14 protein-coding genes are annotated in these 13,649 nt (G+C 71.2%); 1 reads left to right on the top strand and 13 read right to left on the bottom strand.

Annotation, left to right across the window (positions count from 1 at the left end; genetic code table 11):
• Positions 1–19 precede the first annotated feature (19 nt).
• The 9 genes from lepB (RNL97_RS24540) to RNL97_RS24500 all read right to left on the bottom strand — a co-directional run bounded on the left by lepB (RNL97_RS24540) (position 20) and on the right by RNL97_RS24500 (position 6,186).
• Positions 20–913 carry a signal peptidase I gene (gene lepB, locus RNL97_RS24540; protein WP_313751665.1) on the bottom strand — a complete coding sequence of 298 codons (894 nt, stop codon included), beginning with the start codon at positions 911–913 and terminating at the stop codon, positions 20–22.
• The gene (gene lepB / locus RNL97_RS24535) at positions 816–1,892 is read right to left on the bottom strand and encodes a signal peptidase I (RefSeq protein ID WP_313751198.1); all 1,077 of its coding nucleotides are present in this window, start codon (positions 1,890–1,892) and stop codon (positions 816–818) included. Before lepB (RNL97_RS24535) ends, lepB (RNL97_RS24540) begins: the two co-directional genes overlap by 98 nt.
• Entirely contained in the window at positions 1,885–2,655 is a 771-nt protein-coding gene (lepB, locus tag RNL97_RS24530; protein WP_313751197.1) for a signal peptidase I, read from the bottom strand. Before lepB (RNL97_RS24530) ends, lepB (RNL97_RS24535) begins: the two co-directional genes overlap by 8 nt.
• 66 nt (positions 2,656–2,721) lie before the next feature.
• The gene (gene rplS, locus RNL97_RS24525; protein WP_010061961.1) at positions 2,722–3,072 is read right to left on the bottom strand and encodes a 50S ribosomal protein L19; all 351 of its coding nucleotides are present in this window, start codon (positions 3,070–3,072) and stop codon (positions 2,722–2,724) included.
• Positions 3,073–3,203: 131 nt separating this feature from the next.
• Entirely contained in the window at positions 3,204–4,025 is an 822-nt protein-coding gene (gene trmD / locus RNL97_RS24520; RefSeq protein WP_030587832.1) for a tRNA (guanosine(37)-N1)-methyltransferase TrmD, read from the bottom strand.
• Complete coding sequence (gene rimM / locus RNL97_RS24515) at positions 4,025–4,636, bottom strand: ribosome maturation factor RimM (protein ID WP_030587829.1); 612 nt, start codon at positions 4,634–4,636, stop codon at positions 4,025–4,027. The genes trmD and rimM overlap by 1 nt, the downstream gene beginning before the upstream one ends.
• Positions 4,637–4,754: 118 nt before the next feature.
• Complete coding sequence (locus RNL97_RS24510) at positions 4,755–4,994, bottom strand: RNA-binding protein (RefSeq protein WP_003965959.1); 240 nt, start codon at positions 4,992–4,994, stop codon at positions 4,755–4,757.
• A gap of 2 nt (positions 4,995–4,996) precedes the next feature.
• The gene (gene rpsP, locus RNL97_RS24505) at positions 4,997–5,437 is read right to left on the bottom strand and encodes a 30S ribosomal protein S16 (protein WP_243315290.1); all 441 of its coding nucleotides are present in this window, start codon (positions 5,435–5,437) and stop codon (positions 4,997–4,999) included.
• 158 nt (positions 5,438–5,595) lie between these two features.
• A complete protein-coding gene (locus RNL97_RS24500) occupies positions 5,596–6,186 on the bottom strand; it encodes a hypothetical protein (RefSeq protein ID WP_030587823.1) in 591 nt (196 codons plus the stop codon).
• Positions 6,187–6,639: 453 nt separating this feature from the next.
• Here RNL97_RS24500 and RNL97_RS24495 point away from each other — a divergent pair, with 453 nt between their 5' ends.
• Positions 6,640–7,524: a methyltransferase domain-containing protein gene (locus RNL97_RS24495; RefSeq protein WP_030587820.1), complete on the top strand. Its 885-nt coding sequence runs from the start codon at positions 6,640–6,642 to the stop codon at positions 7,522–7,524.
• A gap of 69 nt (positions 7,525–7,593) precedes the next feature.
• On the opposite strand, the gene ffh is transcribed toward RNL97_RS24495, so the two are convergent.
• The 4 genes from ffh to RNL97_RS24475 all read right to left on the bottom strand — a co-directional run bounded on the left by ffh (position 7,594) and on the right by RNL97_RS24475 (position 13,436).
• Positions 7,594–9,144 (bottom strand): signal recognition particle protein, encoded by a 1,551-nt coding sequence (gene ffh / locus RNL97_RS24490; RefSeq protein ID WP_030587816.1) that lies wholly within the window; start codon positions 9,142–9,144, stop codon positions 7,594–7,596.
• A gap of 121 nt (positions 9,145–9,265) precedes the next feature.
• A complete protein-coding gene (locus tag RNL97_RS24485; protein ID WP_243315289.1) occupies positions 9,266–11,725 on the bottom strand; it encodes a [protein-PII] uridylyltransferase in 2,460 nt (819 codons plus the stop codon).
• 29 nt (positions 11,726–11,754) lie between these two features.
• A complete protein-coding gene (locus RNL97_RS24480; RefSeq protein WP_006127894.1) occupies positions 11,755–12,093 on the bottom strand; it encodes a P-II family nitrogen regulator in 339 nt (112 codons plus the stop codon).
• Positions 12,090–13,436: an ammonium transporter gene (locus tag RNL97_RS24475; RefSeq protein ID WP_313751196.1), complete on the bottom strand. Its 1,347-nt coding sequence runs from the start codon at positions 13,434–13,436 to the stop codon at positions 12,090–12,092. Before RNL97_RS24475 ends, RNL97_RS24480 begins: the two co-directional genes overlap by 4 nt.
• Positions 13,437–13,649: the final 213 nt, after the last annotated feature.

The raw sequence follows: 13,649 nt of genomic DNA, 5'->3' as shown, positions 1-13,649 counted from the left end.
GCTGATCCGAGTCGGCACCCTACCCGGCGGTACGCCGGGCGGTCAGCCTCCGGCGGCGCCACAACACGAGGGGCACCGCTCCGGCTACACCCAGTGCCCCCGGAGCCATCGCGGCGGCCGCGTTCAGACCGGGCTGGTCGAAGGTGTCGGGGACCGGAAGGGTCGCCCAGCGGCTCAGCGGCCAGGCGACGACGACGGCGCGGCCGACGACCTCGTCGTTGGAGACCGTGCCCTGGCCCGGGAGCTCCTGGTGGTAGCGCGAGTCCAGGGAGTTCTGCCGGTGGTCGCCCATGACGAAGATCCGGCCCTCGGGCACCTTGATCGGGCCGAAGGGCTTGTCGTTGCACGGGGTGTTCCCCGGGAAGATGAACGACTTCTCGTCCAGGCTCTTCCCATTGACCGTGACGGGGCCGTTCTCCTTGCACTCCACGGTGTCGCCGCCGACCGCGATGACCCGCTTGATCAGGTCCTTCTCCTCTGAGGACGGCATCAGGCCGATGAAGCTCAGGAACTTCTGCACCGCGTTGGGCTCCGGGGTCACGGTGTCCTCCAGCCAGCCGCCCGGGTCGTGGAACACCACGACCTCGCCGCGCTCCGGCTCCGAGCCGAACCACGGGGTCAGCTTGTCGACCAGCACCCGGTCGCCCCGCTGCAGCGTGTTCTGCATGGAGTCCGAGGGGATCGAGAACGCCTGGACCAGGAACGTCTTGATCAGCAGCGCCAGGATCAGGGCGATACCGACGAGCAGCGGCAGCTCCACCCAGAAGGAGCGCTGCTTCTTGCCCTTCGGGGGCGTGCCGCCCGCAGCGTCGCCCTCACCCTCCGGCGGGACCGCCGCCCCGCCCGCGGGAGACTCGTCGCGCTCCGGCCGGTCCTCGGGTTCGTCGTGTCCGGATCGTGCGCCGACCGCCAAATCCCCCACATCCACTCCTCAGTACGTGCCACTGCCCGCGCCTCATCAGACGCAGGCCCACCACTCCCATAACGAGCGGGAGTTCCGCAGGGGTCGGGAGCCGGACCATTCCATCGCGATCCGGAGGTGCCACACTATTCGACCGGGCCGGAACCGCCGCCTCCGATGCGCGCGAGTCCGGGACGGCACGGAAGGCGTCGCGCTCCTCCAGCGTGGTCCAGTGGCCGAACGGCCAGGCGATCACGACGGCCCGCCCCACGACCTCCTCCTCGGCGACCGTGCCCCGGTCGGGTTCGTCGAGGTGGAAGCGGGAGTCGGCGGAGTCGGACCGGTGGTCCCCCATCACGAAGAGCCGTCCCTCGGGGACCTTCACCTCGAACGAGATGGCCGAGGGCCGGTCGTCGGGGTGGAGGTACGTCTCGGCCAGCGGTACGCCGTTGACGGTGACCCGGCCGTCCTCGCCGCAGCACTTCACGGTGTCGCCGCCCACCGCGATGACCCGCTTGATCAGGTCCTGCTCGTCGTCGGACGGCAGCAGCCCGATGAAGGTCAGCAGCTCGGTGGCCTGCTTGACGCCGATCGGCGGGTCCTTCTTCTGCCCGGGGTTCTCCTGCTGGAGCCAGCCGCCGGGGTCCTTGAAGACCACGACGTCGCCGCGCTGCGGCCTCGATCCGAACCACGGGGTCAGCTTGTCCACGAGCACCCGGTCGCCGATCCGGATGGTCTGTTCCATCGACCCGGACGGGATGACGAACGCCTGGACCAGGAACGTCTTCAGGACGAGCGCGATCAGCAGCGCCACGACGACGAGGACGGGTATCTCCTTCACCGCGGACCTGCGGCGCTTGCGCCGGACCTTCCTGGCGAGCTTGCGGCGCTCCGCCCGGGTGGGCAGCGGGCGCGGCGCGGTCGGCCTGGTCCCGGTCGGCAGGGACGCACGGGGGTCGGATGCGCCGCGCGGGCGTCCGCGGTTACCCATGCGCCGCGCCAGGCGCCCGTACGTCACCGAAGGCGCCGGTCCCGGTCAGCGAGCCGACCCGGGCGGGCGGCCAGCCCAGCCAGTCCACCCGGCCGGTCACCCGCTCGACGGGCACCATCCCGCCGCCGGGCGATCCGAGGTGGTCCCGGGAGTCGCTGGAGCGGCTGCGGTGGTCGCCCATCATCCACAGAGCGCCGGCGGACACCACGATGTCGAAGGGCGCCCGGGAAGCGGTGTCCCCGGGGTACAGATACGGCTCGTCCACCACGGTGCCGTTGACCGCGAGCCTCCCGCGCCTGTCGCAGCACACGACGCGGTCTCCGGCCACGCCCACCACCCGCTTCACGAAGTCGGTGTCGGCGGGCTCCGCGAGCCCCAGGGAAGCCGCCGCCCCGCGCACCAGCCCGGTCAGGGGGTTCGCGTCGAGGTCCTCCCGTACGAACGATCCTGTCCCGTCGAAGACCACCACGTCGCCGCGCTCGGGCTCGGCACCGAAACGGTACGCCAGCTTGTTCACGAGCACCCGGTCGCCGACCTGCAGCGTGGGCTCCATCGAGCGGCTGGGGATCAGGAAGGGCTGGACCACGTAAGCACTGAACAGCAGCAGGGCGACGGTGGCCAGGATCGCCCCGGCGAACACCCGCCGCCACGACAGCGCGGAGGCGACGCGGGCCCGCGTACGCGAAAAGCGCGACCTCTCCCCGGACCCCGCATCGGGTTCCGAGGAGCGGTCGCGCTCCGAGTGCTGTGCTTGCGTGTCCATCGCGGCCGAAGCTTATCCGGCCAGGCTGTGGACGGGTCACCCGCAGGGGGATGACCGGGCGACAGCTCAGTTGTCGCGCTTCTCCTTGATCTTCGCGGCCTTGCCGCGCAGCTCACGGAGGAAGTACAGCTTGGCGCGACGGACGTCACCGCGGGTGACGAGCTCGATCTTCTCGAAGATCGGGCTGTGCACCGGGAAGGTGCGCTCGACGCCGACGGAGAAGGAGACCTTGCGGACCGTGAAGGTCTCGCTGACGCCCGCGCCCTGGCGGCGGATGACAACACCCTTGAACTGCTGGATACGGGAGCGGTTGCCCTCGATCACGCGCACGTGGACGTTGACGGTGTCACCGGGGCGGAACGCCGGGACGTCCGAACGGAGGGTGGCGGCATTGACGCCATCGAGCAGGGAAGCCATGGTTTCTGCTTTCTTCGCCGATGCCACAGGTCATCGACGGGAAGGTTGTTGAAGAGTTCGGAGTGCTGATCGCCTCGGGCGGGCGTCTTTCCCCCTGTGGCAGGGGCGCACGCCGGACGGACAGCAGCGGCCTATTCTTCCACGGCGGTGGGCCTGCGCCAAAATCGGCCGCCGGGCTCCGGCGCGAAGCCGAGGATGGAGAGGATCTCGCGGTCCTTCTTGTCGAAGGCGCTCGCCTCGCACCGCTCGATCAGATCGGGGCGGTTGAGGGCGGTACGGGCGAAGGCCTGGTCGCGCCGCCAGCGCGCGATCTTCCCGTGGTGGCCGCTGAGCAGGACGTCCGGGATGGACCGGCCGCGCCACTCGGGCGGCTTGGTGTAGACGGGCCCCTCCAGGAGGTTGGCCATCGCGCCCGGGGCGAAGGAGTCGTCCCGGTGGGATTCGGCGTTGCCGAGGACACCGGGCAGCAGCCGGGCCACCGCCTCCGTGATCACCAGGACGGCCGCTTCCCCGCCGGCCAGCACATAGTCCCCGATGGAGACCTCGACGACCCGCAGCCGGGTGGCGTACTCGTCGATCACCCGGCGGTCGATGCCCTCGTAGCGGGCCGGGGTGAAGAGCAGCCAGGGTGCGGCGGAGAGCTCGACGGCGAGTTCCTGGGTGAACGGCCGGCCGCTGGGCGTGGGCACGACGAGGACCGGGGAGTGCGCCCCGGCCTCGTAGCCGTCGGCCAGGGACTCGTCCAGGGCGTCGCCCCAGGGCTCGGTCTTCATGACCATGCCGGGTCCGCCGCCGTAGGGGGTGTCGTCGACCGTGTTGTGCCGGTCGTACGTCCACTCCCGCAGGTCGTGGACGTGGACGTCCAGCACGCCGCGGGCGCGGGCCTTGCCGACGAGGGAGACGTTCAGCGGTTCCAGGTACTCCGGGAAGATCGTGACGACGTCGAGCCGCATCAGGCGTCGCCCTTCGGCGCCTCGGCCGCGTCCCCGGAGGCCGCATCGCCGGATGCCGCTTCGCCGGTCCCCTCGTCGCGGGAGGAGGCGATCACGGCCTCGCTCTCGTCGATCAGACCCGGCGGCGGGGTGATGACCGCGCGCTGTTCCTCCAGGTCGATCTCGCTGACGATCTCCTCGACGAAGGGGATCATCACCTCGCTGCCGTCGGGGCGCTCCACGATGAACAGGTCCTGCGAGGGCAGGTGGGAGATCTCGGTGATCCGGCCGATCCCGGTGCCGTCGGCGAGCACCACGTCGAGATCGATCAGCTGGTGGTCGTAGAACTCGTCCTCCTCCTCGGGCAGTTCGTCCGGGTCCACCTCGGCGATCAGGAGGGTGTTGCGGAGGGCCTCGGCGGCGGTGCGGTCGCGTACGCCCTCGAAGCGCAGCAGCAGCCGGCCGCTGTGGACCCGGCCCGCCTCGACCGTCAGCGGACCCGTCGCCGCCGGTTCGGTGGCCAGGACGGCGCCGGGGCCGAGCCGCAGCTCCGGCTCGTCCGTTCGTACCTCGACGGTGACCTCGCCCTTGATGCCGTGGGCGCGGCCGATCCGCGCGACTACCAACTGCACGCTGTTCTCCGATTGATGGGGTGCGGACGGGAAGGGGGAGACGTCCGGGTGGCCGACGACAAAGGCCGGGGACGGCCCGAAGGCCCTCCCCGGCCCTGGCCGGTGTTCAACTCGCTGATCAGCGAACCTGGTCCACATCGACGAGGTCGACACGGATCCCACGGCCGCCGATGGCACCCACGACCGTACGCAGGGCGCGAGCGGTGCGGCCGTTACGGCCGATCACCTTGCCGAGGTCGTCGGGGTGGACCCGGACCTCCAGCACGCGCCCGCGACGCAGGGTGCGCTCGGCAACCTGCACGTCGTCGGGGTTGTCGACGATGCCCTTCACGAGGTGCTCGAGAGCCTCCTCGAGCATGCTCAGGCCTCGGTCGACTCGGTGGACTCGGCAGCGTCAGCCGCCTCGTCCGCCTTCTTGTCGGCCTTCTTGGCCTTGGGGGTGATGGCCTCACCCTTGGCCTCGTCGCCGTCCGCGGACAGCGCCTCGAACAGCGCGCGCTTGTCAGCCTTGGGCTCCGGCTGCAGCAGCGGCGCGGGGGCCGGGAGACCCTTGTGGGCCTGCCAGTCACCGGTGAGCTTCAGGATCGCGAGAACCGGCTCGGTCGGCTGGGCGCCGACGGACAGCCAGTACTGCGCACGCTCCGAGTTGACCTCGATGCGCGAGGGGTTCTGCACCGGGTGGTACAGGCCGATCTCCTCGATGGCCCGGCCGTCACGGCGGGTACGGGAGTCGGCGACGACGATGCGGTAGTGAGGCGAACGGATCTTGCCCAGACGCTTCAGCTTGATCTTGACTGCCACGGAAGTGGTGTCTCCTGGTCTCTGACGTGGTTGGGCACAACGAAGATGCCACGTGGGGTTGCGGTACTCGGAGTGCCCGATGGACGCGTCAGCCGGAGGAGAGAGGGGTCCTGTGCGACTGTCGAGTACAGCTAGCCATTGTGCCACACCACATCGGCTCACCCCACCGCGACCGCTTCCGGGATCCGGAACGGCTTGCCGCAGCCGCCGCAGACGATCGGCGCCTGCGCCAGAACCGACGGGACGACGCGGACATTGCGTCCGCAGTCGCAGACTGCCTTGACCCGCACACCGCCCCCGGAGGAACCGTGCCGGGCGGCAGGTCCGCGGAAGGAGCGCTTGGTGTCGGCGGCGGTGGCGACGGTGTGCGCCTTGAGGGCGCGCTGCAGCCGTTCGGTGGTCGGACGGTACCGGCGCTTGGCTTCCGGATTCAGCGTGACCAGGGAGAATCCGCTGCTGGGGTGGGGTTCCTCGGCATGGTCGAGGCCCAGCTCCTCGGCGATCGCGAGGAAGCGTCGGTTGTGGTAGCGGCCGGCGCGGGAGGTGTCTCGGACTCCTCTCGCGGCGGCGATGCCGTGGACTGCCTCGTGGAGCAGTCGCTCGAAGGAGAGCTCGGCGCCACAGGCGGACGAGGACTCTCCGATCAGGGACTCGGGCGCGGCTAGATCGGGCAGCTCGGGGTGGTACCGCTGAATGTCGGCCCACGCCTGTGCCAGCTCTGCGGCAAGTACAGGTGGTGTCGTGCTCACGTCGTGACAACGAGCCCGAGTGCCCCGGTGTTCCTATTCCGGGGCATCCCAAATAATTTGCACGTACCAGTCAGTTGCCCTTGATGCGTCCGGACGAGGGCGGGTACGCAGAACTGCGGAGAAGACGCACAGCTCGCACCAAGGTGGTGCACAGCGTGCGGTACGTCCGGCGGCCGCTGATGTGAGGAGCGCGGGCGGCCCGCGGCCCTGACGAACCCGCCCGGAAGACTACCCTCCCCTCCGCTCGACGTGCCCGGCGCGGGGTGTCGGGTAAGACTGGTCGGAGAGCAGACGTGGGACGGGGCGCACGACCGGGGCACGCAAGCACTGTTCCACAACCCCTGGACGGAACGGCGGATGCGCAGTTCTCTGGCTACGGGGGTGCGGAACACTCGCACACGGGGGACGTCCACTCGGGCACGACCGACCTCTTGGCGGATTGGGGCACTTTCCATGACACCAACGCTCGTCCGGAACCAGCTGGGCGCGGACGCCTCCGCGCCGGCGGACGCCGGTACCCGCGCACGCGACTGGGCCGAGATCCAGGAACGCATGCTCGCGCCGCTCTACGAGGCGGTGTACGACCGGATGGAGATCGGGGCCGCCACCCGGATGCTGTCCCTCGGCTGCGGTTCGGGCCTCGCGATGCTCGTCGCGGCGGCCCGGGGGGCGCACGTCACGGGTGTGGACTCCGACCGGGAGCGTCTTGCGCTGGCCCGCGCGCGGCTGCTGCCCGACGCGGGCTGGGACGACGCGCCCGCGCACTCCCCGCACCCGGCCCGCCGCCGGGCCCGGGTGCTGGAGGACGGGGGTCCCGCGCCCGTCTGCGCGGACGGCGCTCCGTACAACCTGATCACGGTCTTCGAGCCGATCGGCTGCGCGGCCGGGGACTCCGAGGGGCTGGTGCCGGCGCTGCGCTCGGCGGTGCCGCTGGCCGTCCGGGGCGCGGCGGTGGTGCTGACCGGCTGGGGTCCGCCGGAGCGCTGCGCCACGGCCGCGGTGCTCCAAGTGGCCGCACGCCTTGCGGACACCGCGCGTCCGCCGCGTACGGGGCCGGGCCGGTGGCGGCCGACCCTCCGGGACGATCTGGAGGACGTGGCGGCGCGGGCCGGGCTGAAGCCGGACGGTTCGGGGCGGGTGTCCTGCCCGTTCGGTTACGCGGACGTGGGCAGCGCGGTGCGCGGCCTGCTGTCCACCGGGCTCTTCGACGCCGCCGTACGGGCCACGGACCGCTCCCAGGTGGAGAAGGAGGTCGCGGAGGCCCTGCACCCGCACCGGCGGGAGGACGGCACGGTGTGGATGCCGAACGTCTTCCGCTATCTGGTCTGCGTGACCTGAGGGGCAGGAGTGCCGAGCGCGTAAGGGGCGCCCTTGAGAGAGGGCGCCCCTTACCTGTGCCGTGCTTGCTTACATGAACTTCTTGAACTCGTCCGGCAGCTCGAAGTTCTTGTCGTCCTGGGCGGGCAGACCGAACGCGCCGCCCTGGGCCGCCGCCTGCTCACGGCGGGCCGCCGCGGCCTGCTCCTCGGCCTTGCGCTTCATCGGGTTGCCGCTCTTGCGCTTGCCCTTGGCCTGCTTGACCTGCTTCTTCTGCCGGCCGGGGCCGCCGCCCATGCCCGGCATCCCCGGCATCCCGGGCATGCCGCCGCCCTGGGCCATCTTCGACATCATCTTGCGCGCCTCGAAGAACCGCTCGACCAGGCTCTTGACCGCGGAGACCTCGACGCCCGAACCCTTGGCGATACGGGCCCGGCGCGAACCGTTGATGATCGTCGGCTCGGCGCGTTCCTTGGGCGTCATCGACTTGATGATCGCGGCGGTGCGGTCGATGTCGCGCTCGTCGATGTTGTTGATCTGGTCCTTGATCTGCCCCATGCCGGGCAGCATGCCGAGCAGCTTGGAGATGGAGCCCATCTTGCGGACCTGCTCCATCTGGGCCAGGAAGTCGTCGAGGGTGAAGTCCTTCCCACCCTTGCTCGACTGGAGCTTCGAGGCCATTTTGGCGGCCTCTTCCTGACTGAACGTCTTCTCCGCCTGCTCGATCAGGGTGAGCAGGTCACCCATGTCGAGGATGCGGGAGGCCATCCGGTCCGGGTGGAACGCGTCGAAGTCCTCAAGCTTCTCGCCGTTCGAGGCGAACATGATCTGCTTGCCCGTGACATGGGCGATCGACAGGGCCGCGCCACCGCGGGCGTCGCCGTCGAGCTTGGAGAGGACCACGCCGTCGAAGCCGACGCCGTCGCGGAAGGCCTCGGCGGTGTTGACCGCGTCCTGACCGATCATCGCGTCGACGACGAAGAGGATCTCGTCGGGGCTGACGGCGTCGCGGATGTCCGCGGCCTGCTGCATCAGCTCCTGGTCGATGCCGAGGCGGCCGGCGGTGTCGACGATGACGATGTCGTGGACCTTGGCCTTGGCGAACTCGATGGAGTCCTTGGCGACCCGCACCGGATCGCCGACGCCGTTGCCCGGCTCGGGGGCGTACACCGCGACGCCGGCGCGCTCGGCGACGACGCTCAGCTGGTTGACGGCGTTGGGGCGCTGGAGGTCACAGGCGACGAGCAGCGGGGAGTGGCCCTGGCCCTTGAGCCAGAGGCCGAGCTTTCCGGCCAGCGTCGTCTTACCGGCACCCTGGAGACCGGCGAGCATGATCACGGTGGGCGCGGTCTTGGCGAACCGCAGCCGCCGGGTCTCGCCGCCGAGGATGGCGACGAGCTCCTCGTTGACGATCTTGACGACCTGCTGGGCGGGGTTCAGCGCCTGGGAGACCTCGACGCCGCGCGCCCGCTCCTTGACGTTGGCGATGAAGGCCCGGACCACAGGCAGGGCGACGTCGGCTTCCAGCAGGGCGATACGGATCTCGCGTGCCGTGGCGTCGATGTCGGCCTCGGACAAGCGGCCCTTGCCCCTGAGGTTCTTGAAAGTCGCGCTAAGGCGGTCGGAGAGAGTATCGAACACGGCGCTCGTCGGTCCTCAGGGTCGGGGGCGGGGCAGGTCAATCGCCCTCCAGGGTATCCGCCTCCCGGAGAACACCAAGCCCTCGCCCGGAACCTGCCGGGCGAGGGCTGGTCGTACGCGGTCAGCCGAGGGCCTTCTCGACCTCCCGGGCGACCTCGGAGGCCCGGGCCGGGGGGAGGGGTTCGCCGTCGGCCCCGGTGACGTAGAAGGCGTCCACGGCGTTGGCGCCGAGGGTGGAGACATGGGCGCTCCGTACCCGTACGGCGCTCCCTTCCAGGGCGTTGCCGATGCGGTGCAGCAGTCCCGGGGCGTCCTGGGCGCGGACCTCGATCACGGTGGCGCGCCGGGAGCCCGCGGCGGCCACGGTGACGCGGGGCGGCGGGGCCTTGACGCCCCGCCTGCGCGGATAGGCGGCTTCCCGTTCCGCGAGGCGGGCCCGGATGTCCAGGGAGCCGTCCAGGGCGCGTACGAGGTCGGCGCGGAGGCGGGCGGCCTGCGGGAGGGACCCGTACGCGGCGGCGACCCGCCAGTTGAGCAGCAGCAGGTCCGCCCGCTCCCCCACCTCGTTGGGCAGCTCCACCGCGCGCAGGTCGGCGGCGCGCACGGTGAGGCGGTGCAGGGCGAGGACTCCGGCGGCGGCGGGCAGGACGCCTGGGCGATCGGGCAGGGCGATGAGGAGTTCGACGCCGACGGGTTCCACTTCGCCGTCCCCGGCGGGCTCCCCGGGCCGGGTGTGCAGGGCCAGCACGGGTTCGCCGGTGCGCAGGGCCTCGATGGCGAGGCGTTCGTGTTCGGCGCTGGGGGCCTCGTCGTCGGGCTCATCGGGGAACTCCCCGGCGAGGACGGCTCCGACCCGTTTGACCAGGTCGGCGACGAGGGAGGCGCGCCAGGCGGACCAGGCGGCGGGGCCGGTGGCGAGCGCGTCGGCCTGGGTGAGGGCGTGCAGCAGCTCCAGGGTGGAGGCGTTGGCGACGGCCCCGGCGACGGCCTGGACGGTGGCGGGGTCGTCGAGGTCACGCCGGGTGGCGGTGTCGACGAGCAGCAGATGGTGGCGTACGAGGGTGGCGATGACGCCCACGTCGTGCTGGTCGAAGCCGATCCGGGTGGCCATGTCCCGGGCGATGACCTCACCGGCCACCGAATGGTCGCCCGGCCAGCCCTTGCCGATGTCGTGCAGGAGGGCGGCGACCAGGAGGAGGTCGGGGCGGTGGACGCGGCGGGTGAGGGAGGCGGCGCGGACGGCGGTCTCCACGAGGTGCCGGTCGACGGTCCAGGTGTGGACGGGGTTGCGTTGGGGGCGGCAGTGGACGCGTTCCCAGTCGGGCAGCAGCCGGGTGACGATCCCTTCCGCTTCGAGCGCCTCCCAGACGCCGACGGTGGCCTCCCCCGCGCCGAGCAGGGTGACCAGTTCCTCGCGCGCCTCGGGGGGCCACGGGACCGGCAGCGGCTGGGCGGTGGTCGCCAGGTGGCGTACGAGGTGGCGGGAGAGCGGGAGTCCGGCCTCGGCTGCGGCCGCGGCGGCGCGCAGGGTGAGGACCGGGTCGCGTTCGGGGCGGGCGGCGCGGGCGAGGACCACTTCGCCGTCCGCGTCCACCACGCCGTCGGCGAGCGGGGTGCGCTCGGGGGTGGGTTTGGTGCCGAGGCCGCCGCTGAGCAGGGCGCGGAGCCGGGGGCGGGCGGAGCGGGCGCGCAGCACCCGGTTGACCTCGCGCCAGGTGACGTCGGTGGCGTACGAGACCGTCCGCGCGGCCTCGTAGACCTGGCGCAGCAGGGTGTCGGCGTCGAGGAGGCCGAGGGCGGCGGCGACCTGGTCCTGTTCCTGGAGGGCGAGGCGGTCGGTGGCGCGCCCGGTGGTGAGGTGGAGGGCGTCACGGGCGTCGAGGAGGGTGCGGCGGGCCTGGTCGAGCCCTTCGCGCGGGGCGTCGGCGACCCAGGAGGCGGCGACCGCGCGCAGGGCGGTGGCGTCGCGGAGGCCGCCGCGGGCCTCCTTGAGATCGGGTTCCAGGAGGAACTGGAGCTCGCCGGTCCGCTCCGCGCGTTCCTGGCAGAGCTCGTGAAGGGCGGGGAGCCGTTTGGGGGCCTGGTTGCGCCAGTCGGCGAGGATCGCGGTGCGCAGGCCGGCGACGAGGCCGAGGTCTCCGGCGACCGGCCGGGCGTCCAGCAGGCCGAGCTGGACCTTGAGGTCCTCGCTCGCCGTCTTCCGGGCTTCGCCGGGGGTCCGTACGGAGTGGTCGAGGGCCAGGCCCAGGTCCCAGACCGGGTACCAGAGGGAGTCCGCGAGGGCGGCGACGGCGGGTGCGTCGGCGTTGCCGTCGTGCAGGAGGAGCAGGTCGAGGTCGCTGCGCGGGGAGAGCTCGCCGCGGCCGTAGCCGCCGACGGCGACGAGTGCGGCGCCGCGCACCCCGGTCCGGTCGGCGGCTGCGGTGAACAGGCCGGTGAGCCATGCGTCGGTGAGGCGGGCGAGGGCCGCACGGCGCGGCGGCCCGGACCGCGCCTCCCGCTGGAGGAGGCGCAGCCGGGCCGCCGCGTAGCCGCTGGGCCCCGAGCCTTCGGTTTCGGTGGTCACTTCGGTACTCGTCACCCAGCTGCCTTCCGTTCGTGGGCCGTCGGTCAGAGGGCGTCCGGGCCGCGTTCGCCGGTCCGTACCCGGACGGCGGTGTCGACCGGAACGCTCCAGACCTTGCCGTCCCCGATCTTGCCGGTTCGGGCGGCCTTGACGACGACCTCGATGAGCTGTTCGGCGTCCTCGTCCTCGACGAGGACCTCGATGCGGATCTTGGGGACCAGGTCGACGGTGTACTCGGCGCCCCGGTAGACCTCGGTGTGGCCGCGCTGCCGCCCGTAACCGCTGGCCTCGGTGACGGTGAGCCCCTGGACGCCGAATGCCTGGAGGGCCTCCTTGATCTCGTCCAGCCGGTGGGGCTTCACGACCGCGGTGATGAGCTTCATGCGTCCACCTTCTTTGCCTTCGGTGCTGCCGTCGTGCCGGGGGCGGTGGTGCGGGCGACCGAGCCGCCACCGGTGCCGCTGAAGTCGTATGCCGTCTCGGCGTGCTCGACCTGGTCGATGCCGGAGACCTCGTCGTCCTCGGAGACCCGCATCCCGATCGTCTTGTGGATCGCCAGGGCGATGACGGCGGAGACGACGAGAGAGTACGCGAGGACCGCGACGACGCCGACGACCTGCTTGCCGAGCTGGTCCACACCGCCGCCGTAGAAGAGGCCGGCGGCGTCGGACTGGACGCCTCCGGTGGCGAAGAAGCCGACCAGGATGGAGCCGATGACGCCGCCGACGAGGTGGACGCCGACGACGTCCAGGGAGTCGTCGTAGCCGAACCTGTACTTCAGGCCGACCGCCATGGCGCACAGGACACCGGCGATGACGCCGATCGCGATCGCGCCGAGCGGGCTGACGGAGCCGCCCGCCGGGGTGATGGCGACGAGGCCGGCGACCGCGCCGGAGGCGGCGCCCAGGGTGGTGAAGGAGCCGTGGCGCAGCTTCTCGTAGATCAGCCAGCCGAGGACCGCGGCGGCGGTGGCGACCTGGGTGTTCAGGAACATGACCGCGCCGACGCCGTCGTCGTTGCCGAGCCAGGATCCGGCGTTGAAGCCGAACCAGCCGAACCACAGAAGGGCCGCGCCGAGCATGACGAGCGGCAGGCTGTGCGGCCGCATCGGGTCCTTCTTGAAGCCGATGCGCTTGCCGATGACCAGGATGACGCCGAGGGCCGCGGCACCGGCGTTGATGTGGACGGCCGTACCGCCGGCGAAGTCGATGACGCCCATCTCGAAGAGCCAGCCGCCGGTGCCCCAGACCCAGTGGGCGACGGGGAAGTAGACGACGGTGACCCACAGGACGATGAACAGCGCCCACGCGGTGAACTTCACGCGGTCGGCGAGCGCACCGCTGATCAGGGCCGGGGTGAGGACGGCGAACATCAGCTGGAAGGCGGCGAAGACGTACACCGGGATGGTGTAGCCGTCCCAGAGCTCGGTGACGCCGATCCCGCTGAGGCCGACGTAATCGGAGCTCCAGCCGATGACCGAGCCGACATCGGAGCCGAAGGCCAGGCTGAATCCGTAGAGCACCCACAGGACCGTGACGATCCCGAGGCTGATGAAACTCATCATCAGCATGTTCAGGGTGCTCTTGACGCGGACCATGCCTCCGTAGAAGAAGGCCAGGCCAGGGGTCATGAGCATCACCAGGGCCGAGCAGATGAGCATGAACCCGGTGTTGGCGGCAGACAGCTCAGGGGCGTCTGCGGCAAGCGTCGTGATGCCTGGGGGCATCGGCGTCTCCTCGTCGTCGGTGCGGCCGCGGCGTGCGGGGGAATGCTGCGGGACCACTGGGGAACAGGTGCGGGCCGGTTATGAGCCACGAGGTTGACGGAGGGCCGTTTCATGGGATGCCGCACGATGTTTCGCGAGCGTGACGAAGAGGGATCGCGTGTTACGGCCGAATGAATCCGGGGTGGCGCGTCCGGTGCCCTGCCTACCATGCAG

Origin of the sequence: Streptomyces parvus, from assembly GCF_032121415.1 — a bacterium.
GTDB lineage: Bacteria > Actinomycetota > Actinomycetes > Streptomycetales > Streptomycetaceae > Streptomyces > Streptomyces globisporus_A.
Note: the sequence above shows the minus strand (reverse complement) of the source record. Positions and strands in the feature narration are given on the sequence as shown.

What these genes read in the sequence shown, in the direction of transcription:
- RNL97_RS24495 (WP_030587820.1), top strand. Translation starts at nt 6,640, where the DNA reads ATGACACCAACGCTCGTCCGGAACCAGCTGGGCGCGGACGCCTCCGCG.
- lepB (WP_313751197.1), bottom strand. Translation starts at nt 2,655, where the DNA reads ATGGACACGCAAGCACAGCACTCGGAGCGCGACCGCTCCTCGGAACCC.
- RNL97_RS24475 (WP_313751196.1), bottom strand. Translation starts at nt 13,436, where the DNA reads ATGCCCCCAGGCATCACGACGCTTGCCGCAGACGCCCCTGAGCTGTCT.
- lepB (WP_313751198.1), bottom strand. Translation starts at nt 1,892, where the DNA reads ATGGGTAACCGCGGACGCCCGCGCGGCGCATCCGACCCCCGTGCGTCC.
- rplS (WP_010061961.1), bottom strand. Translation starts at nt 3,072, where the DNA reads ATGGCTTCCCTGCTCGATGGCGTCAATGCCGCCACCCTCCGTTCGGAC.
- trmD (WP_030587832.1), bottom strand. Translation starts at nt 4,025, where the DNA reads ATGCGGCTCGACGTCGTCACGATCTTCCCGGAGTACCTGGAACCGCTG.
- RNL97_RS24480 (WP_006127894.1), bottom strand. Translation starts at nt 12,093, where the DNA reads ATGAAGCTCATCACCGCGGTCGTGAAGCCCCACCGGCTGGACGAGATC.
- RNL97_RS24510 (WP_003965959.1), bottom strand. Translation starts at nt 4,994, where the DNA reads ATGCTCGAGGAGGCTCTCGAGCACCTCGTGAAGGGCATCGTCGACAAC.